At 69.2% G+C, this 24,403-nt stretch carries 20 protein-coding genes and 1 other RNA gene; 7 read left to right on the top strand and 14 right to left on the bottom strand.

Annotated elements, in window-relative coordinates; all coding sequences use genetic code 11:
- Positions 1-582 precede the first annotated feature (582 nt).
- Positions 583-2,832 carry a S8 family peptidase gene (locus tag RAB70_RS12235; RefSeq protein ID WP_148828132.1) on the bottom strand — a complete coding sequence of 750 codons (2,250 nt, stop codon included), beginning with the start codon at positions 2,830-2,832 and terminating at the stop codon, positions 583-585.
- A gap of 46 nt (positions 2,833-2,878) precedes the next feature.
- Between RAB70_RS12235 and RAB70_RS12230 the strand changes: the two genes are divergently transcribed.
- The 5 genes from RAB70_RS12230 (at position 2,879) to RAB70_RS12210 (ending at position 6,557) form a co-directional block, all read left to right on the top strand.
- On the top strand, positions 2,879-3,304 hold the full coding sequence (locus RAB70_RS12230; RefSeq protein WP_148828117.1) for a hypothetical protein: 426 nt from the start codon (positions 2,879-2,881) through the stop codon (positions 3,302-3,304).
- A 107-nt stretch (positions 3,305-3,411) separates the two neighbouring features.
- Positions 3,412-3,763, top strand: a transfer-messenger RNA (tmRNA) gene (gene ssrA / locus RAB70_RS12225).
- A gap of 238 nt (positions 3,764-4,001) precedes the next feature.
- Positions 4,002-4,511 (top strand): SHOCT domain-containing protein, encoded by a 510-nt coding sequence (locus RAB70_RS12220; protein WP_211352197.1) that lies wholly within the window; start codon positions 4,002-4,004, stop codon positions 4,509-4,511.
- Between the two features lie 315 nt (positions 4,512-4,826).
- Positions 4,827-5,057 (top strand): hypothetical protein, encoded by a 231-nt coding sequence (locus RAB70_RS12215; protein WP_265531667.1) that lies wholly within the window; start codon positions 4,827-4,829, stop codon positions 5,055-5,057.
- Between the two features lie 507 nt (positions 5,058-5,564).
- Positions 5,565-6,557 (top strand): GGDEF domain-containing protein, encoded by a 993-nt coding sequence (locus RAB70_RS12210; RefSeq protein ID WP_148828118.1) that lies wholly within the window; start codon positions 5,565-5,567, stop codon positions 6,555-6,557.
- A gap of 385 nt (positions 6,558-6,942) precedes the next feature.
- Here the strand turns inward: RAB70_RS12210 and RAB70_RS12205 are convergent, their stop codons facing one another.
- From RAB70_RS12205 to RAB70_RS12180, 6 genes are all read right to left on the bottom strand, one after another.
- Positions 6,943-8,403 (bottom strand): efflux transporter outer membrane subunit, encoded by a 1,461-nt coding sequence (locus RAB70_RS12205; RefSeq protein WP_148828119.1) that lies wholly within the window; start codon positions 8,401-8,403, stop codon positions 6,943-6,945.
- Positions 8,397-9,131, bottom strand: a complete 735-nt coding sequence (locus RAB70_RS12200; RefSeq protein WP_148828120.1) for an SDR family oxidoreductase — start codon at positions 9,129-9,131, stop codon at positions 8,397-8,399. The genes RAB70_RS12205 and RAB70_RS12200 overlap by 7 nt, the downstream gene beginning before the upstream one ends.
- Before the next feature lie 31 nt (positions 9,132-9,162).
- A complete protein-coding gene (locus RAB70_RS12195; RefSeq protein WP_148828121.1) occupies positions 9,163-12,333 on the bottom strand; it encodes an efflux RND transporter permease subunit in 3,171 nt (1,056 codons plus the stop codon).
- Positions 12,334-12,468: 135 nt separating this feature from the next.
- Complete coding sequence (locus tag RAB70_RS12190; protein ID WP_408068876.1) at positions 12,469-13,662, bottom strand: efflux RND transporter periplasmic adaptor subunit; 1,194 nt, start codon at positions 13,660-13,662, stop codon at positions 12,469-12,471.
- An 11-nt stretch (positions 13,663-13,673) separates the two neighbouring features.
- Positions 13,674-14,447 (bottom strand): SDR family oxidoreductase, encoded by a 774-nt coding sequence (locus tag RAB70_RS12185; protein WP_148828122.1) that lies wholly within the window; start codon positions 14,445-14,447, stop codon positions 13,674-13,676.
- Positions 14,444-14,668, bottom strand: a complete 225-nt coding sequence (locus RAB70_RS12180) for a hypothetical protein (RefSeq protein WP_148828123.1) — start codon at positions 14,666-14,668, stop codon at positions 14,444-14,446. Before RAB70_RS12180 ends, RAB70_RS12185 begins: the two co-directional genes overlap by 4 nt.
- A gap of 126 nt (positions 14,669-14,794) precedes the next feature.
- Here RAB70_RS12180 and RAB70_RS12175 point away from each other — a divergent pair, with 126 nt between their 5' ends.
- Positions 14,795-15,895: a LysR family transcriptional regulator gene (locus RAB70_RS12175; RefSeq protein WP_017909013.1), complete on the top strand. Its 1,101-nt coding sequence runs from the start codon at positions 14,795-14,797 to the stop codon at positions 15,893-15,895.
- Between the two features lie 90 nt (positions 15,896-15,985).
- On the opposite strand, the gene RAB70_RS12170 is transcribed toward RAB70_RS12175, so the two are convergent.
- The 3 genes from RAB70_RS12170 to RAB70_RS12160 all read right to left on the bottom strand — a co-directional run bounded on the left by RAB70_RS12170 (position 15,986) and on the right by RAB70_RS12160 (position 19,757).
- Positions 15,986-16,690 carry an OmpA family protein gene (locus RAB70_RS12170; protein WP_026143200.1) on the bottom strand — a complete coding sequence of 235 codons (705 nt, stop codon included), beginning with the start codon at positions 16,688-16,690 and terminating at the stop codon, positions 15,986-15,988.
- Between the two features lie 94 nt (positions 16,691-16,784).
- A complete protein-coding gene (locus tag RAB70_RS12165) occupies positions 16,785-18,239 on the bottom strand; it encodes a wax ester/triacylglycerol synthase family O-acyltransferase (RefSeq protein ID WP_017909015.1) in 1,455 nt (484 codons plus the stop codon).
- A 96-nt stretch (positions 18,240-18,335) separates the two neighbouring features.
- Positions 18,336-19,757, bottom strand: coding sequence for a deoxyribodipyrimidine photo-lyase (locus RAB70_RS12160; RefSeq protein WP_148828124.1), 1,422 nt, complete (start codon positions 19,755-19,757; stop codon positions 18,336-18,338).
- A gap of 496 nt (positions 19,758-20,253) precedes the next feature.
- Between RAB70_RS12160 and RAB70_RS12155 the strand changes: the two genes are divergently transcribed.
- Positions 20,254-20,763 (top strand): hypothetical protein, encoded by a 510-nt coding sequence (locus RAB70_RS12155; RefSeq protein ID WP_148828125.1) that lies wholly within the window; start codon positions 20,254-20,256, stop codon positions 20,761-20,763.
- 82 nt (positions 20,764-20,845) lie between these two features.
- On the opposite strand, the gene RAB70_RS12150 is transcribed toward RAB70_RS12155, so the two are convergent.
- The 4 genes from RAB70_RS12150 to RAB70_RS12135 all read right to left on the bottom strand — a co-directional run bounded on the left by RAB70_RS12150 (position 20,846) and on the right by RAB70_RS12135 (position 24,389).
- Positions 20,846-22,264, bottom strand: coding sequence for a replicative DNA helicase (locus tag RAB70_RS12150; protein ID WP_017909018.1), 1,419 nt, complete (start codon positions 22,262-22,264; stop codon positions 20,846-20,848).
- 263 nt (positions 22,265-22,527) lie between these two features.
- Positions 22,528-23,082, bottom strand: coding sequence for an NADPH-dependent FMN reductase (locus RAB70_RS12145; RefSeq protein ID WP_017912795.1), 555 nt, complete (start codon positions 23,080-23,082; stop codon positions 22,528-22,530).
- A 52-nt stretch (positions 23,083-23,134) separates the two neighbouring features.
- Entirely contained in the window at positions 23,135-23,812 is a 678-nt protein-coding gene (locus RAB70_RS12140; RefSeq protein ID WP_148828126.1) for a glutathione S-transferase family protein, read from the bottom strand.
- A gap of 37 nt (positions 23,813-23,849) precedes the next feature.
- Positions 23,850-24,389, bottom strand: a complete 540-nt coding sequence (locus tag RAB70_RS12135; RefSeq protein WP_148828127.1) for a GNAT family N-acetyltransferase — start codon at positions 24,387-24,389, stop codon at positions 23,850-23,852.
- Between the last annotated feature and the right edge of the window lie 14 nt (positions 24,390-24,403).

Raw genomic sequence — 24,403 nt, 5'->3', positions numbered from 1 at the left:
CCGGGATTGGGGATTGGGGAGTCGCAACCGCAGCTCCCACTCCCACAAGCTCAGCCGCAAGTGCGACGCCACAACACCGTGGCACGGCAGCCGCAAGAGCGCACCGCGGTGCATGGATGCCCTTGTGGGAGCGGCTTCAGCCGCGACGCGGTGAAGTCGGAATCTCGACGTGATTCGGTCGCACCGGCCGCAGAAGACGCGCAGCCCGTTTCATGCCCTCATCCGGAAACATCGGCAGTCACACGTTGCGGCGAAAGCAGATTCCGACATGAAAGGCGATGCGCGCTCCGAACCTGTTTCGCCCCTCGATCCCTGCCCCCAAATCCCGGCCTCACCGCGTCGCTGCTGAAGCCGCTCCCACACGGGAGACCGCGCTGCCCCAGGGAACCGCCGTTTGCGAATCCCAAATCCCGAATCCCCGGCTTTTCAGCAGCCGAATGGCTGATCATCCCAGCCCAAGCGCCTCGCGGCTGAGACCGCACTAACGAAACGCCTACGTGACGCGGGGAGCCACTGTTGCGAATCCCCACTCCCAAATCCCCGACTCTTCAGCAGCCGAATGGCTGATCATCACCGCCCCACTCACGTCCCCCCAAGCATCCGCATCAGGCTCGGCAGCCCACTGCCCTGCATGTAGCGATCGCGCTGCAGGTCCAAGCACTGCGCCAGCACCAGTTGCTTGACCCGATCCGGCGCACCGATGAACTCGCGGCGCACCGACAGAAACGCGGCGATCAACCCGGACACATGCGCCGCGGCCATGCTGGTGCCGCTCATCTCCACCATCCAGGTACCGGGATCCTCGAGCGCATAGCCGTGGTGCGCCGACAGGATCTTTTCGCCCGGCGCGACCAGATCCGGCTTGTAGCGGCCATCGGCGGTCGGGCCGCGCGAGGAGAAATACGAAATGCCATAGCTGTGCGGGCTGCTCTTGTGCACCGAACCCACCGCCAGCGATTCCTCCAGGTTGGCCGGGTCGCCGATGCTCAGGTCCAGGTTCAGCGGGTAGGCCTCGCCATCGCCCTGCATCAGCCAGGCCAGACCGTCGTTGCCGGCCGCGATCACCACCACCACGCCCTGCCGCCACAGCCGGCGCAACTCGTTGCATAGCGGGGTGAAGCCGCAGCCGTAGCTCTCGGCGTCGAAGTAGCCACCCAGGCTCAGGTTGACACCGTGCACCACCAGCTCGCCGGCGCGCTCATTGAGCTCGGCGACCTGCTGCACGCCCTTGATGATCCACGAGTCGCGGCCGTTGCCGTCGTCGTCCAGCACCTTCAGCCCGTACAGCCGCGCCAGCGGCGCCATGCCGGCGAACTGCAGTGGCGCAGTGGGCGGCAAACCGGGCAGCGGCGCCTCGCACTGCCCGGCGATGATGCCGGCCACGTGGGTGCCATGGCCATTGCCGTCGAGCGCATCGAAGCCGGCCTCGCCCGGGCGCAACGCACGCGGGCGCCCGCGCTGGGTGCAGTCCCATTGGGCGAGCACGGTTGGCGGCTGCCCGGCGGTGTGGAAATGCGGATGCGCCGCGGCGATGCCGCTGTCCAGCACCGCCCAGCCGATCCCGGTGCCGAGCGCGCGGTAGGCCACCTGCGCCGCGTCCACCTGGATCGTGCTGCGCGACTGATAGATCAGCGCGCGCTTGCCCGCATCGCGCCACAGGCGCTTGAGGTTGAGGTCGCGATAGCGCTCGCGCAGGCTCTCGATCTCGAACCGGGTCAAGCGCGCCGAGACGTAGCGCTGCAGCGTGTCCTCCAGTTCGATCTGCGCATCCAGCGCCTCGCCGTGCAGGCCGGTGGAGGCCTCGGTGAGCGCGCGCAACGCGGCGATCAGCTCATGCTTGCGCTGCGCCGGATCGCCGGCCTCGGACAACCGCTCGAGTTCGATCAGCACCTCGTGGCGATAGTCCGGCGCACGCGCTTCCAACTGGTCGGACAGGTCCTTGATCAACACCGGGTGCGCGATCGGCTGATCGAAGCCCACGCCCACCGCACGCCGCACCTCGGCCCGCACGTCGGGGATGGACAGATAGCCGGCGGCCGAATGCGGGTTGTGCTGCCAATCCGGGTTGATCTTCGACCCGGCGATGTTGTGGAAGCGCCCGCCGGCATCGGCGATGTCGTCGCTGAGATCGTCGTCCAGCGCCACCGGGTCGCGCCGCTCGGCGACGTTGACCCAGCGCGCCACGCAGGGTGGGAACGGCAGCTTCGGCGTACCGGTCCACTCCTTGAACATGCTGCGCACCACCGGCAGCCCCAGCGGCGAGCCGAGCGTGAGCAGCAGCGACACCTCGCAGTCCTGCGGCTGCAGCTCGCGCAGCACGTCGTAGGCGATCAGCGACCCCTGGCTGTGCGCGACGATCACGAATGGGCCGCCGCCGGCGCGGATGCGCTGCAGCAGGCTGTCGCGCATCTGCTCGCGTCGCGTCGGCACGAAGAAGAAATCGTGCACGTCCTGCAGCAGCGCCGCGGAGATCAGCTTGAGCAGTGCGCGGTTGAACACGTCGATCACGCCCTGCGCATGCACCTCGGCCGTCCCCGCCGCCGATGGCGGCGCCGCCGTCTCCACCTCGTCCAGCACCTGGTGCAAGCGCGCGCGCTCGGCGTCGCTGCTGGCCAGGGTGTCGGCGAGCTGGCGCAGATCGGCCAGTTGCGGGGCCACGCCGAGTGCGCTGAGCACGCGCTGCTCAGCCTGGTTCAACACCGGGCCGCGGTCCTGATCCTGGCAATCGCCTGGCTCCGGCGACGGATAGCGTTCGCGATTGACCCAGTAGGCCATGCGCGTGCGCTCGCCCATCGCGCGGCCGAACAGCGCGCGATCCCACTGGCAGCGCAACACCTCGGCCGGTGGCTTGTTGCCGATGCCATGGATGTAGACGACGGTGCGCGCCTGCCCCTGCGCCAGCGAGCCTTCGCCGGTGGCCTTGGGCCGCAGCGCGGTGCGCGCTGGCGGCGTCGCGGCACGCGTCGCCGAGGCAGGCCTGCTGGCGCCGGGAGCCGCGGCGTTGGATCTGGACGGTGCTGCCGGCCTTGCCGATGCAGGTGCCTTCGTGGATGAAGCTGCCGATGTCGGCGTCGTCGTCTTCGCCGCCTTGGCAGCCCGCGTACCACCCGCTGGCGTCTTGCGCGCTGTTGCTGTCGGCTTGGCGGCAGATCCCGCCTGCGCCTTGACCGGCGCCTTGCCCGGGGTGGACGTCGAGGACGTGACGGGTGCCTTGGGCGTACGCCCGCTGCTGCGGCCACGCGGCTGTCTGCTTGCCATTGCGCTGCTCCATGCCTGGGGGAATGCCTGGGGGACGGCGGCGTGACAGGGCCGGCGTCGCAGTGAAGCCAGCTTAAGCGGGGCCTGTCTCAAGACTTGTGACTGCCCTCCCCGATCCCTACACTGTGCAGGTCAGCGTTTGACGTTGTCCCCGGGGGTGCACTGGTTTCGACGGGGGTTGCAAAATCGCTTGGCGCATGCCGAGGGGGCAGCTTTCCTCGTAAATCCAGCCGCAAACTTATAGTTGCCAACGACGACAACTACGCACTGGCCGCTTAAGGCCTAGCCCCGAAATCGCTTGTGTCCGTGCTCGCGACGTAGGGTCATTATCACGGAATCGCCGGTGGTGGCTGCCTGTCAGCCATTGGCTAAATCAAGCAGGCTGGTCCCGGGATGCGCTTCGCACATCGTGCTGTTCCGGGGCGAGATCCAACGATGAGCTAAGCATGTAGTGCCGGGGATGGAGTGCCTTCGGACGGCGGTTCGATTCCGCCCACCTCCACCATCCAAGCGTCCACGGACGTGCAAACGAAGCTGGAATCCCGATCGCATCGAGGCTTCCGGCTTTTTTTGTGCCTGATGGTGGCCACAACCACGTGTCGTATCCAACAGGATGTCGCCGCGCTTGCCCAGGCTGGCCAGCCACATGGCGCAGCCGCGTGCCATGATCGGAAGTCTTGGTCGCAAAGGCCCACCGACCTGTCTTGCCGACAGGCACCGCGACCGCTTCACCGGGGATGATCATGAAACGCATGCTGTTCGCGCCCATGCTGTGGATGGTGCTGGCCGGTACCGCGCACGCTGGCGAACCCGAGTTCGTGCAGGTGTCGCCAGGCGTGTGGATGGTGACGGTCAAGAATCACGCAGGCGTCTTCGCCAGCGCAGCCACCACCAAGCGCAAGGCACTTCTGGCCGCCAGCGCCTTTGCCGCCGCCAAGGACATGCAGGCGGTGCCAGTGGCGATGGAATCGATGGATGCCGGCGGACCAGGCCAGTGGCCGTATGTCGAGTATCAGTTCCGCCTGGTTCCGCACGGATCGAACGAAACCGTCGGACTGCAGCCGCGGGCCGACATGCAGATCGAGGTGAACGAGCGCGTTCCCTCGCTCCCCACGACCGGTACGCCTACGCCCGCACCTAGCGCACCGCCCGATCTGTACGCCGAGCTGCTCAAGCTGGACGACCTGCGGAAGAAAGGCCTGCTCACCGAGGCCGAGTTCCAGGCGCAGAAGACCAAGCTGTTGTCGCGCTAGCCGCATCGCAGACGGCACTCACGCATTGTTTCGCACTCAAAAAAGCACCGGCAGGCCATTGGGCCTGCCGGTGCTGGATGAAAAGTGGTCCAGCCGCGGATGCCTGCATCCTTGAAGCAGCCCCAGGCATCGCCCCGGCCGCACAGCTGGTAGGCGCATCATGCGTGGGCGACCGTTACGTCGGCGTCCTTGAGGCGTTGCGAAATGATGTCGGCGGCGTCGACGGCGTGCGACGAGAACCCCTTACCCATCCAGCGATCGCCACGATCGCGTTACGGCGATGAGGGCGATTGCGCATTGCGGTAACGAACAGACATGCCCGTCACCACCAGCCTGTACGGTGAGGAGCCCTCCACGCTTCGGACATCCGCCATGCCATTGACCCAGGAACAACTGCGCATCCTGCAGGACATCCATGCCACCACCCCGGTCAGCGAAGCCGAGGCGACCTGGGCGGTGCGCGAGGACTACGCGGCGCAGGGCGAGGACGGCGATCTGGCGCTCAGCCAGAAGGGGTTGAAGGCCATCGACGGCAGCGCAGCGTAACGCGCCTCCTGGCAGGCGCATCCTGCCGATCCCTTCGTGCTGGCGACGGTAGCGGTGCTGAGATAGCCCGTCAGGTCCGCGCTGCGTCCATCTGCACACAGCGCCGCTCCGACGCGACCACAGTACGGTTCGCCGGCTAGCGCTCCCGCGTCGCCCGTCCCCTCATCCGGCGCTGCGCGCCACCACCTCCCCCAGGGAGAGGATCAGGCGCGAGCGGCCTTGCATCAGCGCCGCCCTACATGCCGCCAGACAACGTTTGCCGCGTAGCGCAGGTTGATCGGCGCGACGCCGATCCCTCCGCCAATGCGACGTCGTCGTGATGCCGTGCGTGTCGGCAATCCCGCTGCGTCGCGGTCAGCTTCGGGATATCGACCACAAAAGAATCTCAGGCATGGAACTTGCTTCTGCCACCGCAACGCCTCTTCGCCAGCCTGATGTCGCCATGCTCGTTGCCCGCCCTCGCCAGCCCGCCTGCAATGACCGCGCGCCGCTCCGGAGCCCAGCCCCGTGAGCGCCGGTTTGACCCTGCGTCGGCACTTCCGGCTCGGCATCATCAAGACACTCGGTCCATCCACGGCCGGGGTGCTGCTGCTGTTCGCGGTCTATCAGATGGCGATCGGCGCGCCATGGACCGCGCTGGCCGGCGCCGCGCTGGCCGGCCTGGCCGCGCTGGCCACCTGGCTGGCGCTGCACCGCGGCGACGGCCGCATGGATCCGCTGCTGTCGCTGAGTTGGTTGCTGGGCAGCGCCCTGGCCTGCCATGCACTGCGCCACGCCGCGGTGCCGTGGCTGTACCTGGTGATGATGAGCAATTTCTTCGTGGTGACGCGCCATGTCGCGCTGGCCTGCAATGCCACGCTGATCGCGGTGCTGCTGGTGGTGACCCCGAGCGCCCTGGGTGCCGAGCACTTCTTCTCGATGATATCGGTGTCGTTGCTGATCACCGGGCTGGGCTACATGCTGGCGTTGCGGGTGGAAGGCGATCGCGTGCAGCTGGAACAACTGGCGTCGCACGATTCGCTGACCGGGCTGCCGAACCGCCGCATGCTCGAGCGCAGCCTGTCGCAACGGGTGGCCGATCCGCGTCGTGCGACTCGCCGGCATGGGCTGATCGTGCTCGACATCGATCACTTCAAGGAGGTCAACGACCTCTACGGCCATGCCGAGGGCGACCGGGTGCTGGCCGAGCTGGCCGCGCTGCTGCGCGCGCAGGTACGTGCGCCGGACGAGGTGTTCCGGTTCGGTGGCGAGGAGTTCGTGGTGGTGGCACGGCTGCAGTCCGCGACCGAGCTCTCCGCCTTCGCCAGGCGCCTGCACGATGCCACCCGCTCCGCGCTGCGCGGCCCCAACGGCACCATCACCGTGTCGCTGGGCGCAGCCATGCTGTGCGACGAGGTGCAATGGCACGACTGGTTCTCGCGCGCCGACACCGCGCTGTACCAGGCCAAGAACAACGGTCGCGACCGTTATGTGATCGCCGAGGACGTGGCGCAGGACTGAACGACCAGCACCCGCGGCGATCTGCCGCATGCCCGGCTGGTCTTCGGTCCGGTCGCCGTCACCAGGGCCGCTCCGATGGCGGGAAGCATCCTGTGGGCATCGACTGTGATGCCGGGCGAAGTGGTGTGCGTTCCGATGGCGCAATGCGTCGGGGCTGAAGTCCCTCCCACAGTGCACCCGCAGGGCTCGCCGCAAGCCATTGTGGGAGTCGCCTGTCATGCAGCCGCGCCGGGCTTCAGCGGGAACGCCCGGCGCGGCTGACGCCGGCTCCTGCAGACAAACCAGGGACGCGGCCGGATGGCGGCGAGAGCACATGACGAGCGGTGCCGACCAGGCGCCGCGGTGCGAACGGTCGGCCCGCACCACGGCAGCTGCAGCGCTCTGCTCAGCGCGCCTGCACCGCGGACGCCGCCACCGCGGTGGTCGCGACGTCCCGGCTGCCGGCCTCCGTGCCCGCGTCCTGCCCCCAACCACCAAGCGCCTTGTACACCCGCACCACGCCGATGTTCACCGCCGCTTCGGCGTCGGCCAGGGCCGCCTCGGCGGTCAGTTGCGTGCGCTGCGCATCGAGCAGGGTCAGGAAATCCTCCGAGCCTTCGCGATAGCGGATCTGCGCCAACGCCTCGGCACGCTGCGCCGCCTGCGTCTGTTCGGCCACGATCGCCAGCCGCGCTTGTTCGTGGGCATAGGCGGTCAAGGCGTTCTCGGTGTCCTCCAGTGCGCCGAGCACGGCTTTCTCGTAGTCGGTTGCAGCGCCGTCGGCCTGCGCTTCGCTCGCGCGCAGGCGTGCGCGCACACTGCCCAGGTCGAACGCCGCCCACTGGATCGACGGGGTCAGCGACCAGGCCTTGCTGCGGCCGTGCAGCAAGGCGCCGGCATCGCCGGACAGGAAGCCGACGAAACCGGACAGACTGATCCGCGGGAACAGGTCGGCGGTGGCCACGCCGACCCGCGCGGTCGCCGCCGCCAGACGGCGTTCGGCGATGCGCACGTCCGGACGCCGGCGCAGCAACTGCGTTGTGTCGCCCAGCGGCAAGGCCCGCGCATAGGCCGGGGTCGGCTGCGGCGCCAGCAGTGCATCGAGCGCGCCCGGCGGCTTGCCCAGCAGCACCGCCAGCCGGTGCCGCGCCTGTGCGGCATCGACTTCCAGCAGCGGGATGTCGGCCTCGATCGCCTTCAGCCGCGCGCGGCTGCTCTGCACGTCCAGTTCGCTGCCGGCGCCCAGTCGCCAACGGGTCTCGGTCAGCCGCTGGGTGTCGCGCAGGTTGTCCAGCGTGGTCCGCGCCAGCGCGATGCGCTTCTGCGTGCCGCGCAGGGCGAAGTAGTTGCGTGCCACCTCCGCGGCCACGGTGACCTGGGCGTCGGCCAGGCCCGCCTGTTCGGCTTCCAGGTTCGCACGCGCCGCTTCGCTGGCGCGGCGCTGGCGCCCGAACAGGTCCAGCTCCCAGCCGGCATCGAAGCCGAGCCGGTAGCTTTCGGTGAGCACGCGCGCGCCGCCGGCGTCCGCGTCCGGGGCCTTGCCGCGGGTGTAGTCGCCGCCGGCGGTGACATGCGGCACCTGGTCCAGGCGCTGCTCGGCGAAGACCGCGCGCGCCTCGTGCACGCGCGCCAGGGCGAGGCGCAGGTCCAGGTTGGCGACCAGGCCGTCGTGCACCAGCTGTTCCAGCACCGGGTCGTCGAACTGCGCCCACCAGGATGCGACCGGCGAGTCGGTCGCGAACACCGGCGACGCGGCGCCCTGCAGGGTGACCGGCGGCTGCGCCGGTGCGCGGTAGTCGGGGCCGACGCTGGCGCAGGCGCTGAGCAGCGCCAGCGCCAGTGCGCCGAAGACGGGACGGATCACCATGGCAGCACCTGTCCGACATGGGTGTAGCTGCCGGTCGGGCCGTCGGCGTCGAGCACCGCCATCATCACGCTGCTGCGCGCGCCGTCGGCCACTTCCAGCTCGCCCTCGCCCGCGTTCATGTCGGTCTTCACGTAGCCGGGGTGGATGGTGTTGACCTTGATCGGGGTTTCGCGCAGTTCATAGGCCAACTGGATGGTCCAGGCATTCACCGCGCTCTTGGACACGTTGTAGGCCGGCACCTTGAAGTCGTAGATCGGCGACCCGGGCTGGCTGTGCAGGGCGAGCGAACCGAGCACGCTGGAGACGTTGACGATGCGCGCGGCCGGCGCCTCGCGCAGCAGCGGCAGGAACCCCTGGGTGACCGCGATCAGGCCAAACAGGTTGGTGTCGAAGGTCTCGCGCCAGGTCTCCAGGCTCTGCTGCGACACGCTCAGGCGCGGGTCGTCGCGCAGGATGCCGGCGTTGTTGACCAGGATGTCCAGCCGCCCATGGCGTGCGCGCACCGTCTCCACTGCGGCGGCGATGCTGGCGGCGTCGGTGACGTCCAGGGTCAGCGGCTCCACCGGCAGGCCCTCGCCCTGCAGTTCCAGGGCCGCGGCGCTGGCGCGGGTCGCGTCGCGCCCGGCCAGCAGGGTGTGCACGCCGGCTTCGGCCAGCTGCCGCACGGTGTGCAAGCCGATGCCGCGGGTGGCGCCGGTGACCAAAGCGATCTTGTGTGCTGCGTTCATTGCGAAACTCCTGAGAAGGATGGGAAAAGGATCAGCCGTGCGCAGGCGCGTCGGCGTGGGCCGGCGCATGCGAGACCAGCGGCCGCCCGGCCAGCTTGCGCAGGGCGACATAGAACACGGGAGTGAGGAACAGACCGAACAGGGTCACGCCCAGCATGCCGGCGAACACGGTGATGCCGGTGGCAGAGCGCACTTCCGCGCCCGCGCCATGCGAGAACACCAGCGGCACCGTGCCGGCGATGAAGGCGATGGAGGTCATCACGATCGGGCGCAGGCGCAGGCGGCAGGCCTGCAGCGCCGATTCGACGATGCCCTTGCCCTGCAGTTCCAGTTCGCGGGCGAACTCGACGATCAGGATCGCGTTCTTGCACGCCAGGCCCATCAGCACCACCAGACCCACCTGCACGAACACGTTGTTGTCGCCGCCGCTCAGCCACACCCCGAACAACGCCGACAGCAGGGTCATCGGCACGATCAGGATCACCGCCAGCGGCAGCGTCCAGCTCTCGTACAGCGCCGCCAGCACCAGGAACGCCAGCAGCACCGCCAGCGGGAACACCACCAGCGCCGCATTGCCCTGAGTCGCCTGCTGGTAGCTCAGATCGGTCCACTCGATCTCCATGCCGTTGGGCAGCACCTGCTTGGCGATCTGGGTGATCTTGGCCATCGCCTCGGCCGAGGACAGCGAGCGCGCATCCGCTTCGCCGGCCAGGTCGGCGGCCGGATAGCCGTTGTAGCGCAGCACCGGGTCCGGACCGTAGGCCTGCTTGATCGTCACCATCGAGCCGATCGGCACCATTTCGCCGTTGGCATTGCGGGTGCGCAGCCGGGCGATGTCCTCCACGCTCTCGCGGAACGGCGCATCGGCCTGGGCGATCACCTGCCAGGTGCGGCCGAACTGGTTGAAGTCGTTGACGTAGGTCGAGCCCAGGTAGGTCTGCAAGGTATCGAACAGATCGGTCAGGGCCACGCCCTGGGCCTTGGCCTTGACCCGGTCGACCTCGGCGTCGAGCTGCGGCACGTTGGCCTGATAAGTGCCGATCGGGAAGCTCATGCCCGGGGTCTGCGCCACCGCGCCCTGCATGGTGCTGACCGCGTTCTGCAGCGCGCCGTAGCCGAGGTTGGCGCGGTCCTCGATGAACAACTGGTAGCCGTTGCCGTTGCCCAGGCCGAGGATCGGCGGCGGCATGAAGGCGAACGACATGCCCTCGCCCAGTTGCGAGATGCGCTGGTTGATCTCGGCATTGATTTCCAGCGCGCTGCGGTGGCGCTCGGCGAACGGCTTCAGCGGCAGGAACACCACGCCGGTGTTGGGCGTGTTGGTGAACTGCAGCGCGTTGAGGCCCGGGAACGAGATCGCATGGGCCACGCCATCTGTCTGCATGGCGATGGTGGCGACCTTGCGCAACATCGCGTCGGTGCGCTCGATCGAGGCGCCCTCTGGCAGCTTGACGCCGGCGATCAGGTACATCTTGTCCTGGGTCGGGATGAAGCCGCCCGGCACCGCCTTGAACATCAGCCCGGTGACCAGCAGCAGCGCCACGTACACCGCGAACACCGCGCCGCGGCGGCCGAGGATGCGCGACACCGCACCCTGGTAGCGGTCGGAACTGCGGTGGAAGAAGCGGTTGAACGGACGGAACAGCCAGCCGCCGAACAGCCGCTCCATGCCGCGCGACAGGCGGTCCTTGGGCGCGTCATGGCCTTGCAGCAGGCGCGCGGCCAGCGCCGGCGACAGGGTCAGCGAGTTGATCGCCGAGATCACCGTGGAGATGGCGATGGTCACCGCGAACTGCTTGTAGAACTGCCCGGTGACCCCGGACAGGAACGCCATCGGCACGAACACCGCACACAGCACCAGCGCGATCGCGATGATCGGGCCGGACACCTCGCGCATCGCCTGGTGGGCGGCCGCCAACGGGGTCAGCCCCTCCTCGATGTTGCGCTCCACGTTCTCCACCACCACGATCGCATCGTCGACCACGATGCCGATCGCCAGCACCAGCCCGAACAGGGTCAGCGTGTTGATCGAGAAGCCCAGCAGGTACAGCGCGGCGAAGGTGCCGACCACCGACACCGGCACCGCGATCAGCGGAATGATCGAGGCGCGCCAGGTCTGCAGGAACAGGATCACCACCAGCACCACCAGCAGCACCGCCTCCAGCAGGGTGTGGACCACCGCGCTGATCGAGTCGCGCACGAAGATGGTGGTGTCGTACACCGCTTCGTACTTCACGTCGTCCGGGAACTGCTTGGTCAGCTCGTCCATCTTGGCGATGACCTGGTCGCGGATCTGCAGCGCATTGGCGCCCGGCGCCTGGAAGATGCCGATGCCGACCGCGTTCTTGCCGTCCAGCTGCGCGCGCAGGGTGTAGTCGCCGGCGCCCAGCTGCAGGCGGGCGACGTCGGACAGGCGCACGGTCTGGCCGTCGGCGCCGACCTTGAGCACGATGTCGCCGAACTCCTGTTCGGTACGCAGGCGGCCCTGCGCGTTGATCAGGGTCAGGAACTTGCTCTCCGGCATCGGCTCGGCGCCGAGCTGGCCGGCGGAGACCTGCACGTTCTGCTCGCGCATCGCCGCGACCACGTCGCTGGCGGTGAGCCCGCGTGCGGCCACCCGCTCCGGGTCCAGCCACGCGCGCATCGCGTAGTCGCCGCCGCCGAACACCTGCGCGTCGCCCACGCCCTGGATCCGTGCCAGCGCGTCCTTGACGTGCAGGCGCGCGTAGTTGCGCAGATACAGGGTGTCGTACTTGCCCTTGGGCGAGGTCAGGTGCACCACCATCAGGAAGGTCGGCGACTGCTTCTGCGTGGTCACGCCCTGCCGGCGCACGTCCTCGGGCAGGCGCGCCTGCGCCTGCGCCACGCGGTTCTGCACCTTGACCGCGGCATCGTCCGGATCGGTGCCCGGGCGGAAGGTCACGGTCATCTGCAGCACGCCGTCGGAGCCGGCGACCGACTTGATGTACATCATGTTCTCCACGCCGTTGATCGCTTCCTCCAGCGGCGTGGCGACGGTCTCGGCGATGACCTTGGGATTGGCGCCCGGATACACCGTGCGCACCACCACCGAAGGCGGCACCACGTCCGGGTATTCGCCGATGGGCAGCAGCGGGATGGCGATCAGGCCCGCGGCGAAGATGACGATCGACAGCACGGCGGCGAAGATCGGCCGGTCGATGAAGAATCTGGAAAAGTCCATGGGTGGTGGTCCTGGAAACGGTTGAAACGGGGGGCCGGGCGCGGACGCAGGCATGCCGGTGGCGGCGCCGGGCCATGGCGGGCCCGACGGGTAAGGCCGGCACTATTCGGCCGGTGCTACGTCGGCGCCCGCGACTCAGTCGAGGGCGACGGCCTGACGCGGTGCGGCCGGGGACTTGGTCTGCAGCGCGATCGGCTTGGCCTGCACCGGCATGCCGGGCATGAACACCTTCTGCACGCCGTCGACGATGACCTTGTCGCCGGCGGACAGGCCGCTTTGCACGATGCGCAGGCCCTCGGCGCTGCGGCCGAGCTGCACGTCGCGCCGCTGCGCCTTGCCGTCCTTGTCGACCACGTAGACGTACTTGCGGTCCTGGTCGGTGAGCACCGCGCGGTCGTCGATCAGCACCGCGTCGAAGCGACCGCTGCCGAGCAGCCGCACCCGCGCGAACAGGCCGGGGGTGAAGCGGCGATCGGCGTTGTCCAGCAACGCGCGCACGTGGATGGTGCCGGTGCTGCGCACCAGCTGGTTGTCGAGGAAATCGACCTTGCCGGCATGCGGATAGCCGTCCTCGCCGACCAGGCCGACCTGCACCGGCAGGCTGCCGTCGCGCTCGCTCGGGCGCTGGCCGTCGCGCGCCATCTGCGCATAGCGCAGGAAGGTGCCTTCGTCGGCGTCGAAGTACACATGCACCTTGTCCAGCGACACCAGCGTGGTCAGCACGCTGGCGCTGTCGCCGGCGCTGACCAGGTTGCCGGCGGTGACCATCGCGCGGCCGGCGCGGCCGGCGATCGGCGCGCGCACCTGGGTCCATTCCAGGTTCAAGCGTGCGCTGTCCACCGCCGCCTGCGCGGCCAGCACGTCGGCCTGTGCCTGCTCGGCCGCGGCGCGCCGCTGTTCCCAGCTTTCGGTGGAGATGGCCTGCTGTTCGGACAGGGTCTTGGCGCGCGCGGCCTCGCTGGCGCTGAGCTTGGCCTGGGTGCGTGCGCGCGCCAGATCGGCCTCGGCGCGGGCCAGGTCGGCGCGGTAGCTGCGCGCGTCGATGGTGAACAGCACATCGCCCTTCTTCACCTCCTGCCCTTCGACGTAGTTGACCTTGTCGATGTAGCCGGACACGCGCGGGCGCAGGTCGACGTGCTCCACGGCCTCGACGCGGCCGCTGAACTCGTCCCACTGACTGATCTGCTTCTGCAGCGCGGGCGCCACGCCCACGCTCGGCGGCGGCGGCGCGCCCTGTTCGTTGGCCTTGCCTCCGCAGGCGGCGAGCGTGGCGACCAGCAGCGCCACCGCCAGCGGGCGCAAGGCGCCCGGCAGCAGGCGCGACGGCATCGGAATCGGATTCATGGAGAGACCTCGTGGGTGGAGAAGGAAAACGGCAAGGGGGTGAGCAAGGCGCTGCGCGGCTGGGCAAAGTGGCGGCGGTCGATCTCGACCAGGGCGCGGTCCGGCCGCTGCGCATCGGCAAGCAGGTGAACCACGGCGCGGCCGACGCCGAGGGTGGTGAACCACTCCGGGCAGTCGCCGATGGCGTCGTCGCTGCGGCACACCGGCGCGGACAGCGACAACAGGTGCACGTGCACGCCCAGCGGCTTGGCTTCCTCGTGCAGCACCTGGGCAAGCATGCGGATCGCTGCCGCCGCCACCGAACTGTCGCCATGCCCGGACCAGGCACGCAGCGCGCAGGGACTGCCCAACAGCACGTAGCGGGCGCCGCGCTCGTGCTGCGCCAGCAGCGGCAGCAGATGCCGGGCGGCAGCCAGGTGCGGCAGCAGGTCGGCATCCAGGCGCTTGCGCAGCGCGCCCAGCGGCCGCTCCAGCAGGCGCCCGGGGCGCAGCGGACTGCCCAGGGCGGCGACCACCGCGGCCAGCGGCCGCGGCCGCTGCGCGATCTCGGCGACCAGGGCCGCGGCAGCAGCGTCTGTGCCGACCGAACCGCTCAGCACGTCCAGCCCGGGTTCGTCGCGGTGGCGATCGCGCAGCGCGGCCAGGCGGGCGCGATCGCGCGCCACTGCCAGCACCGGGCTGCCCGCCTCCAGCAACGCCTGGACCACGCCCTGCCCGACCGTGCCGCTGCCGCCGAGGACCAGGACCTCGGGGACCAACGTCCCGCTCACGGGACTTTTCCTCCCGCCGACGGGACAATCGCGATGCGTCCCAGCCGATCGGTGCCGGACGCGCCCAGGCGCAGGCTGCTGCCGCCCTGCCGCCGCGGCGGCGGCGTGAACTCGCGAAACGCCCTCGGGTAAAGGGATTGCGCCGTCGCCACCGGCGCGGAACGGCGCCGCGGCTGGCGATCGGGGCAGGCGAAAAACTGGAACAGCGTGCGCATCGACATGGGCAAAGACCGTCGGTGATGGCGAATGCGGACAAATTAGGCGCCAAAGCCGCACTTGATTAGTCCGAATTAAGGGGAATAATCGTCCCGCTATCGGTCCAATCGTCTCCACCTCAAGGAACCGCCATGAGCCACGATCTGAACGACACCCTGATCTTCGTCAAGGTGGTCGAGCAAGGCAGCTTCATCGCCGCGGCCAATGCCCTCGGCCTGCCCAAGACCACCGTCAGCCGCAAGGTGCAGGACCTGGAGGCGCGGCTGGGCGCGCGCCTGCTGCACCGGACCACGCGCCGGCTCGGGCTGACCGAGGCCGGAGCGGTCTACCACGAGCATTGCCAGCGCATCGCCCGCGAACTGGAGGAAGCCGAGAGCGCGGTGGGCCAGTTGCAGGCCGGCCCGCGCGGCTGGCTGCGCTTCAGCGTGCCCTATTCGGCCGGCATCTCCTGGGTGGCGCCGATCCTGGGCGAATTCCACCGCCAGCACCCGGAAGTGCGCCTGGAGATGATCATGACCAGCGACAAGGTCGACCCGATCGCCGAAGGCGTGGACGTGGCCCTGCACATGGGCACGCTGCCGGATTCGACCATGGTCGCGCGCAAGCTCGCCACCTTCCGCACCCAGGTCTTCGCCAGCCCGTATTACATCGAGCGCCATGGCGAACCGCTGCATCCGGACGATCTGCAGCACCACCGCACGCTGGCGCTGAGCAACGGCCGCGGCGGCGGCAACCGGCTGTGCTGGCCGCTGCGCAACGGCAAGCAGAGCGGCGAATTCCTGGTCCAGCCGATCCTGCTGGCCAACGATTCGGCGGCGCTGATCGGCGGCCTGGTCTGCGGCGAAGGCCTGGTGCTGGCCAGCGACGCGACGATCAAGCCGCTGATCGAGGCCGGCAAGGCGCGGCGCGTGCTAGGCGGCTGGGTCGGGCCGGACCTGGACTTCAACGCGGTGTTCCCGGGCGGGCGCATGCTCTCGCCGAAGGTGCGCGCCTTCGTCGACTTCCTGGTCGACAAGCTCAACTTCGACGTCAGCTACATGATGGCGCAGTGCCCGGCCAAGCTGGCCACGCAGCAGGCCGAGGACGGCGCGGAGTTCACCCTGTGCAGCGGCGTGGCGATGAACACGCAGTCGCTGGCCAGCCTGCCGCGCGTCGCAGCCACACCGGCGCCGGTGCCGGCGGCGCCGCTGGAGACGGAAGCCGAGGACGAAGAGGACGCGGCACTGGTCTGAGCCGCGCCGCGCACAACGCGTCGCAGCAGCAGCGCAGAAACGCGAACGGGCCGCAGTGCGGCCCGTTCGTCGTTGCGGTCGGCGGATCGGTCAGCCGGCCGAGGCGCGCAGCGGCACCACGCGGATCTCCACGCGGCGGTTCTGCGCGCGACCGGCCTCGGTGCTGTTGTCGGCGATCGGGTACTTCTTGCCCGCGCCCAGGGTCTGGATGCGCTCGGGCTGCACGCCCTGCGCGGTCAGGTAGGCGGCCACCGAGGACGCGCGCTGTTCGGACAGACGCTGGTTGACCGCATCGCTGCCGATGCTGTCGGTGTGGCCGACCACCTCGATCATGGTCTGGTTGTATTCGCCCAGGGTCTGGGCCACGCCGTTGAGCGCCGAATAGAACTGCGGCTTGAGCGTGGACTGGTTGAAGTCGAAGGTGATGCCGTCGGGCAGATTGAGGGTGATGTTGTCGCCGTCGCGGCGCACGTCGATACCGGTGTTGGCGGTGCGCTCGCGCAGCGCGCGTTCCTGCCGATCCTGGTAGTTGCCGATCGCCGCGCCGCTGAGCGCGCCGATGCCGGCGCCGATCATCGCGTGCTGGCGGCGCTCGGTGGCGCTGCTGCCGCTGAGCAGGCCGGCGGCCACGCCGACCGCGGTGCCGATCAGCGCGCCGCGGCCGGTGCGGTTCTGCTGCTCGGTAGGATTGCCGTACTGGTCGCGCTGCACGTAGGAGCCGCCGGTGGCGCAAGCGGACAGCACCAGCGCACTGGCCAGGGCCACGGACACGCCGCGAAGGGTGGTCGTTTTCATCATGTTCTCTCCGAACCTGGTTTGACGTGGCGGCAGCATAAACAGGGCCACGCGAGGCGCGGATGAACGCAGCCCGGCGCGCGATGCGCCCGGTTCAGGAAGACGGCAGCAGGTCTTCGGCGTCGGCCGCGCGCAGCGGCTGCTCCCAATCGCCCATCAGCGCCAGGTACAGCAGCTTTTCGAACTCGGCACCGACCCGGCGCATCACCGCGTCCGGATCGGGAATCAGCCGCGCATCGCCGATCAGGCCGAAGTGCACGCGGTGGTTGTAGCTCATGATCGACACGCCGACGCCGATCGAGCCGGTCTGCGGCACCCAGAACATCATCTCGCGCACGCGGCTGCCGGCCAGGTACAGCGGCTGCTGCGGCCCCGGCACGTTGGTCGCCACGGTGGTGGCCTTGCGGCTGAACAGGTCCAGCGCCGCCGACTGCAGCGCCGCCGGCGCCATGCCCACCGCCGCGAGCAGGCCGAACACCACCATCGCCTGCCGCGACTGCTTGAGCTGCTGCATCGACTCGGCCACGCACTGCAGGCGCCGCACCGGATTGGCCTCGCCCACCGGCAGGTCCAGGAACACCAGGCCGAAGTGGTTGCCGAGCTTGCGCGCGTGCTCCAGCGGGCGCAGGTTGACCGGCACGGTGGCGCGCAGCGTCACCCCGTCCAGGCGTTCGCCGCGCTCGAGCATGTAGTCGCGCAGGGCGCCGGCCATGGTCGCCATCAGCACGTCGTTGACCGTGCAGTCGCAGGCGCGGCCCACCGCCTTGACCTCGTCCAGGTCCAGCGGCTCGGCCCAGGCCACGCGCTTGCTGACGCCGAGGCGGCCGCGCAGCAGCGTCGGCGGATCGTCGGCCAGCAGCAGCGCATTGACCAGTTCGCGGCCGATCAGCCCGCCTTCGCGCGCCAGCATCTGCGGCAGGTTCGGGTCCTGCGCCATCGCCCGGCCCTTGTCGAGCATGCGCCCGCCGAGCTTGAGGTAGCGGTCCACCGCGCCGACCCGGCGCACCACCTCCTTGCCGTCGTCCTTGAGCCAGGCGCGCCCGAGCTGCGCCGACGGCTCAGGGGTGCGCTGGGTATCGGTCAGCGACAGCAGCACCTGCACCAGCGCGATGCCGTCGGCGTAGCTGTGGTGGATGCGCGCCACCAGCGCCGAGCCGCCTTCGTAGCGCTCGATCAGGTGGAACTGCCACAGCGGCTTGGTCTTGTCCAAGGGCGTGGAGGCCATCTGCCCGGCGAAGCGCTCCAGCGCCTTCTTCTGCCCGCGCCCGGGCAAGGCCGACAGACGCACGTGCCAGTCCAGATCGAAATCGTCGTCGCGCTGCCAGTAGGCGCCGGTGGCGGTCTCCACCGGCTTTTGCAGGAACCGCGGGAAGGCCAGGAAGCGCTTGCGCACCAGTTGCTTGAGCGCAGGCAGGGTCAGCGGCTCGTCGAACATCAGCACGCCGGTGATCATCATGGGATTGGTCGGCCGGTCCATCCGCAACCAGGCGGTGTCCACGCGCGACATCGGTTCGCGCTGCGGCTTGCGGCGAGCTGAGCTGGTGGCCATGCGGGCTCCTGTCCGAGCCCGGAGTGAATCATGGCCCCGCGAAGGGCGTCAATCGCGCCTGCGGCCGTGCTGCGCCGCGCAACACCGCGCCCGTGCTCAGCCGGCGGCGGTCTCGCGATAGGCGGCCAGCGCCGCATCGCGGCCGGCGGCCAGGTCCACGATCGGCTGCCGCGGATACTGCGGGGCGGCGTGCGCCAGCCGCTGCGGCGCCTGCCAGGGCGCAAAGCGGTCGGCCACCGGCAGCGCCGCCAGTTCCGGCACCCAGCGCGCGATGTACTCGCCCTTCGGATCGAACTTCTGCGCCTGGGTCACCGGATTGAACACCCGGAAATACGGCGCGGCGTCGGCGCCGGTCCCGGCCACCCACTGCCAGCCCAGGGTGTTGTTGGCCAGGTCGGCATCGACCAGGGTGTCCCAGAACCAGCGCGCGCCTTCGGACCAATGCACGCGCAGGTGCTTGCACAGGTAGCTGGCGACGATCATGCGCACGCGGTTGTGCATCCAGCCGGTGTGCCACAGCTCGCGCAGGCCGGCATCGACGATCGGCACGCCGGTGCGTCCGCGCTGCCAGGCGTGCAATGTCGCCGCATCGGGCTTGGCCCAGCGAAAGCGCTCGAAGCGCGGATTGAGGTTGCGCTCGGGCGTGTCCGGGAAATGGTGCAGCAGGTGGTGGGCGAAATCGCGCCAGCCCAGTTGGCGGATGTAGCCGTCGATCGCCGCGGCGGTGGCGGCGCGGCGCTGCCGTTCCAGCGTCGCGACGATACGCCATGGCGCGATCTCGCCGAAATGCAGATGCGGCGACAGCCGCGAGGTGCCGACCTGGTCGGGGCGGTCGCGGCCATCGAGATAGTCGCGTAGCGCGCCGTCGACGAACACGTCCAGCGCCTCGTGTGCGCCCGCCTCGCCCGGCTGCCAAACCTCCCAGAAGCCGCGATCCCAGTCCAGCGCCGGCGCCAGGCCGAGCCGCTCCAGCGGCAGGCTGTCCAGATCCTTGGGCGGCGCTGGCAGCGCCTTCTGCGCGGCCTGCAACGCGGGCACCTGCCAATGGCTCAAGGCGCTGCGCCAGAACGGGGTGAACACCTTGTACGGGCCGCCCTGCTGCGTCGCCAGTTGCCAGGGTTCGAACAGCAGCGCGCTGTTGTGGCTGTGCACCTCCAGGCCCTGCTCGCGCAGTTCGCGCTTGAGCCGCGCATCGCGCGGCTGCGTGGCCGGCTCGTAGCGGCGGTTCCAGTACACCGCCACCGCGCCGCAGTCGGCGATCACCTGGCGCAAGGCGGTCTCGGCCGGGCCCTGGCGCAGGATCAGGCGCGAACCGCACGCGCGCAGTTGCGCGTCCAATGCCGCCAGCGAACGTTGCAGCCAACTGCGCGAAGCCGCGCCCGCGGCCCATGCGCCCTCGTCTTCCGGGCTGTGCAGATACACCGGCACCGGCGTATGCCCGGCATCCAGAGCGGCCTGCAAGGCAGGTTGATCGTGCAGGCGCAGGTCGCGCCGGAACCAGACGATGGCGTAGCTCATGCGAGGGGACGCAGCGAAGGACGCGCCATGATACGGATCGGGTGCAGCGGCCAGGTGAGCATGCGGAACGCCCGTACCCGCTTCGACGCTGCCGATGCTGCTGCGCGAGTGCCGTGCTGACCGGATTTCGTAGACATCGCCACACGCCGCGCGTGTGCACCTCATCCTCCCTGCTATAACGCCGTGGCGGGCGCCGTCGTGTCGAAACGGCGCCGCGACCGCTGCTGATGGATGACGTTCTGGGGAAGGACGTCATCCGTGCTTTCGCTGCACGCGCACGACACGGCCACGGCCGTCTCGCGCGCACGGGGGGAACATCCGCCATCGCCTCTGCGATCTCACGGTCATCACGGCCGGCGAGCGCGGGTGCGTGCGCCCCGAACCGCCCGCGCCCGGACCTGCATCGACAGGGCCGCGACGCGCTGCGGGCAGCCAACGGCGCAGCACGGCCACGCCCATCGCCGACATCCGCAATGATTTCAGGAGAGCAAGACCCATGGACAAGCGCATCGCAAAAGCCGCCCTCACCCTCGCACTGAGCCTCGCCGCCCCGCTGGCGATGGCGTGCGAGCCCGAACCCGGGCTGCAGCAGAACGAAGTCTTGCAAGGCGACGCCGAAGCGTCGTGTGGCGGCGGTGGCGGCGGCAGCACGCCGGTCTACACGCTGCAGGGGGTGATCCAGAACCAGGGCTACGAGTCCGACGGACGTCCGGCCGGCGGCAAGCGCCTGAAGATCCGCGCGTACTCGCGCTTCGCCAACGCCAACAACGACCGCGTCGATGCCAACTACATCAACGTGCGCTGCAACGCCTACGACCAGATCGGCAACGGCTACACCACCGACTACGACGAGGAAGGCAACGGCGCGCTGGTCGACGTGCACTTCAAGTCGAACTTCGTCTACGGCATCTATCGCAAGATCACCGTGGTCTGCACCCACCACGCCGAGTACGGCGCCAACACCTACGACGCCACCAGCAACGCCGAGATCGAGATTCCCTACTGATCGCTGCGTCGCGCCCTCAAGCCGGCGCCCGGAACGTACCGGGCGCCGCACTCGCAAGATGATGTGCGCGTAGCGCGCAGGCTTACTCGAACGCGCCCACCGAGTCGTGGGCGAGATTGTCGAAGCGGGTGTATTCGCCGAAGAACTTGAGCTTGCACGACCCGGTCGGGCCGCCGCGGTGCTTGCCGATGATGATTTCGGCCAGGCCCTTGTCCGGCGAATTTTCCTTGTTGTAGTAGTCGTCGCGGTAGATGAACACGATCATGTCCGCGTCCTGCTCGATCGCGCCGGATTCGCGCAGGTCGGCCATCACCGGGCGCTTGTCGGTGCGGGTTTCCAGCGAGCGGTTGAGCTGCGACAACGCGATCACCGGCACCCCCAGCTCCTTGGCCAGGCCCTTGAGCGAGCGCGAGATCTCCGAAATCTCGGTGGCGCGGTTCTCGCTGTTGCCGGGCACCGACATCAGCTGCAGGTAGTCGATCACGATCAGGCCCAGGTCGTGCTCGCGCTTGAGCCGGCGCGCCTTGGAGCGCAGCACTTCCGGCGACACGCCCGGCGTGTCGTCGATGAAGATCTTGGTCTCCTTGAGCATCTTGATCGCACCGGTGACCCGCGCCCAGTCCTCGTCCTCGAGCTGGCCGGTGCGCAGGCGCTGCGCGTTGATGCGGCCGTTGGAGGAGATCAGGCGCATCGCCAGCTGCGAGGCCGACATTTCCATCGAGAACACCGCCACCGCCTTCTTCGACTTGATCGCCGCGTACTCGGCGATGTTCAGCGCGAAGGTGGTCTTGCCCATCGCCGGACGCGCGGCGAGGATGATCAGGTCGGTCGGCTGCAGGCCGGCGGTCATCGCGTCGAAGTCGTTGTAGCCGGTCGGCAAGCCGGTGATGTTGCCGCCGTTCTCGAAGCGGTTGCGCAGTTCCTCGAACGCGTCCTTCAACGCGCCGGGCATCGCCACGAAGTCGCTGCGTCCGCGCGCGCCGGCCTCGGCGATCTGGAACACCGCCTTTTCCGCCGACGCCAGCAGTTCCGAACTCTCGCGCCCTTCCGGCTGGAAACCGTCGTTGACGATGGTGGTGCCGACCTCGATCAACTGCCGCAGCACCGCCTTGTCGCGGACGATCTCGGCGTAGGCGACGATGTTGGCGGCCGACGGCGTGGTGCTGGCCAATTCGATCAGGTAGGCGCCATCGCCGACCATCTCCAGCTTGCCCTGCGATTCGAACCACTCGCCCAGGGTCACCGCATCGAACGGGCGTCCCTTCTCGGCCAGCTCGCGGATCGCGCGGTAGATCAACTGATGATCGCGCCGGTAGAAATCGTTCTCGGTGAGCTGGTCGTTGACACGGTCGTAGGCGTCCGGCGCGAGCATCAGGCCGCCGAGCACGGCCTGTTCGGCCTCGATCGAGTGCGGCGGCACGCGCAACTGGTCGAGACGCGGCTCGCTGCGTTCGCTGCGCTCGCTTTTGCGATCGCCGCGGTAGCCAGGACGGGCGGACATAGGCTGGGTCTTCTCTGTGGGGCGCGGGCGCCGGGCGCGGCCTCACCGCGGCCCGGGCGCCGATTTTAGTCGCCGCGCCCGGCCGGGGCTAGGGCGACGCTCAACACAGGGCGCCTGCCTGAGCGGCGGCACCTGCGTCGCCACGCCTCGCCAGAGGCTGGGGACAAGTCTGGGGACAAGCGGTTGAGAACCTCGCCGAGACCGCGTCGCACAAGGCCAGCCCTGCCCCATCCACGCACCACGGCACGCGCCGCGATGGCGCGTCAGGCCTGCAGTTCGTCGATCCAGGCGATGAACTTGTCGACGAAGCCGGCGAGGAACTTGCGGGTGCGCTCGTCGTCGATCGCGCCGTCCTCGGCGATCAGCCCCTCCTTGAACTGCAGAAAGATCTCCGGCTGCCCCAGCACCGGCATGTCCAGGTAGGCCAGCACGTTGCGCAGGTGCTGCTGCGCCATGGCGGTGCCGATCGCCCCCGGCGAGGTCCCGCACACCGCGGCCGGCTTGCCGGCGAAGGCGCTCTCGCCGTACGGCCGCGAGCCCAGGTCGATGGCGTTCTTGAGCACGCCGGGAATGGAACGGTTGTATTCGGGGGTGACGAACAGCACCGCGTCGGCGCCGCTGACCTGCGTCTTCAGGCGCCGGCCCTGCGCCGGATAGTCGTGGTCGTGATCCTGGTTGTACAGCGGCAGGTCGCCGATCTCGACGTACTCGAAACGGGCGCGGTCGCCCGCAAGTCGCTCCAGCGCGTGCGCCAGGCGCCGGTTGAACGATTCCTTGCGCAGGCTGCCGACGAACACGGCGATGCGGTACTGGCTCATGGCGTTACTCCTGACCGAATGGACCTGCAGGCTAGCCGCCGGCGCGCGGCAGTCAGGTGAACGCCACGTCTGCACCGGCATGCGCCAGGCGGGCGCGCACGTCCTCCGGCAGCGGCGGCAGCGCCACGAAACCCGGCGTCGCGCGCACCCGCTGCAGCCAGTCGCACAGCGCCGGATACTGCGCCAGCGCGATGCCGGCATCGCCGGCGCAATGCGTATAGGCGAACAACGCGATATCGGCGATGCCGTAGGCCGGGCCGGTGAACCAGGCCTGCGCCTGCAGGTGCTGCTCCATCACCGCCAGCGCCCGCGTCGCGCCCTCGCGCAGGCGTGGCAGTTCGGCGCGCCGCGGCGAGTCGGGCGGCGTCCAGCCGCAGACGAAGCGCGCCACCGCCACGTAGGGTTCGTGGCTGTACTGCTCGAAGAACAGCCAGCTCAGCGCCTGCGCGCGCTGCCAGGGATCGGCGGGCAGATACCCAGTGCCCTCGGCCAGCCAGCACAGGATGGCGTTGGATTCGGCCAGCACGCGCCCATCCTCGCGTTCCAGCAACGGCACCTTGCCGTTGGGATTCTTGGCCAGGAACGCCGGGGTGCGGGTCTGACCGTTGGCGCTGTCGACCTCGACCCAGCGGTAGCCGCAGCCGAGCTGGTCCAGCAACAGCCGCACCTTGTAGCAATTGCCGGACAGCGCCATGCCGTACACGGTCAGGGGAAAACGTTCGGATGCCATGCGCCGCTCCTGTGTCGAATGCTGCCGTCGTCGTGAGTCAGCCCCGCGCCTGCCACTGCGCGCGCGACTGCCCCCACACTTCCACCTCGAATGCCTGCAGCGGCTCGGGCAGGCGGTCCTGGCGCAGGTAGCGCGAGCCTAGCTTGGCCGCCACCGCCTTGGAGTTGGCGTTGTCCGGCACGATGGTGTGGATCACCTCGGCCCAGCCCAATTGCGCGAACGCCCAGCCGATCGACGCCGCGGCCGCCTCCGGCGCATAGCCCTGGCCCCAGAACGCGCGGGCGATGCCCCAGCCGACCTCCGGACCCGGCCAGCCGTGCGGCTGCCAGGGGCCGACCCGGCCGATCCACTGCCCGCTGCGCTTCTCGATCACCGAGAACATCGCAAAGCCCTGCAACTGCCAGCTGCCGACCAGCGAGGTCAGGCTGCGCCAGACCACCGATGGCGCCTGCACGCCGCCAAGGTGATGCATGGTCTCGGCGTCGGCGGAAAAGGCGCAGAACGCCGCGAAATCCTCGGCAGTGGGCGGGCGCAGCAACAGGCGCTCGGTTTCCACGCGCACATCGAAGACGCTCATCGTCGGTTCTCCTG

The sequence above is a fragment of the Xanthomonas sontii genome (genome assembly GCF_040529055.1).
Taxonomy (GTDB): domain Bacteria; phylum Pseudomonadota; class Gammaproteobacteria; order Xanthomonadales; family Xanthomonadaceae; genus Xanthomonas_A; species Xanthomonas_A sontii.
The sequence above is the reverse complement of the archived record's forward strand: the minus strand, read 5'-3'. Positions and strand labels throughout refer to the sequence as shown.

Bases quoted from the DNA above. Each gene is read 5' to 3' on its own strand.
- RAB70_RS12160 (WP_148828124.1), bottom strand. From the start codon at position 19,757: ATGAGCTACGCCATCGTCTGGTTCCGGCGCGACCTGCGCCTGCACGAT.
- RAB70_RS12180 (WP_148828123.1), bottom strand. From the start codon at position 14,668: ATGTCGATGCGCACGCTGTTCCAGTTTTTCGCCTGCCCCGATCGCCAG.
- RAB70_RS12155 (WP_148828125.1), top strand. From the start codon at position 20,254: ATGGACAAGCGCATCGCAAAAGCCGCCCTCACCCTCGCACTGAGCCTC.
- RAB70_RS12150 (WP_017909018.1), bottom strand. From the start codon at position 22,264: ATGTCCGCCCGTCCTGGCTACCGCGGCGATCGCAAAAGCGAGCGCAGC.
- RAB70_RS12170 (WP_026143200.1), bottom strand. From the start codon at position 16,690: ATGAAAACGACCACCCTTCGCGGCGTGTCCGTGGCCCTGGCCAGTGCG.
- RAB70_RS12190 (WP_408068876.1), bottom strand. From the start codon at position 13,662: ATGCCGTCGCGCCTGCTGCCGGGCGCCTTGCGCCCGCTGGCGGTGGCG.
- RAB70_RS12215 (WP_265531667.1), top strand. From the start codon at position 4,827: ATGCCCGTCACCACCAGCCTGTACGGTGAGGAGCCCTCCACGCTTCGG.
- RAB70_RS12140 (WP_148828126.1), bottom strand. From the start codon at position 23,812: ATGGCATCCGAACGTTTTCCCCTGACCGTGTACGGCATGGCGCTGTCC.
- RAB70_RS12195 (WP_148828121.1), bottom strand. From the start codon at position 12,333: ATGGACTTTTCCAGATTCTTCATCGACCGGCCGATCTTCGCCGCCGTG.
- RAB70_RS12220 (WP_211352197.1), top strand. From the start codon at position 4,002: ATGAAACGCATGCTGTTCGCGCCCATGCTGTGGATGGTGCTGGCCGGT.
- RAB70_RS12205 (WP_148828119.1), bottom strand. From the start codon at position 8,403: ATGGTGATCCGTCCCGTCTTCGGCGCACTGGCGCTGGCGCTGCTCAGC.
- RAB70_RS12145 (WP_017912795.1), bottom strand. From the start codon at position 23,082: ATGAGCCAGTACCGCATCGCCGTGTTCGTCGGCAGCCTGCGCAAGGAA.
- RAB70_RS12135 (WP_148828127.1), bottom strand. From the start codon at position 24,389: ATGAGCGTCTTCGATGTGCGCGTGGAAACCGAGCGCCTGTTGCTGCGC.
- RAB70_RS12165 (WP_017909015.1), bottom strand. From the start codon at position 18,239: ATGGCCACCAGCTCAGCTCGCCGCAAGCCGCAGCGCGAACCGATGTCG.
- RAB70_RS12175 (WP_017909013.1), top strand. From the start codon at position 14,795: ATGAGCCACGATCTGAACGACACCCTGATCTTCGTCAAGGTGGTCGAG.
- RAB70_RS12200 (WP_148828120.1), bottom strand. From the start codon at position 9,131: ATGAACGCAGCACACAAGATCGCTTTGGTCACCGGCGCCACCCGCGGC.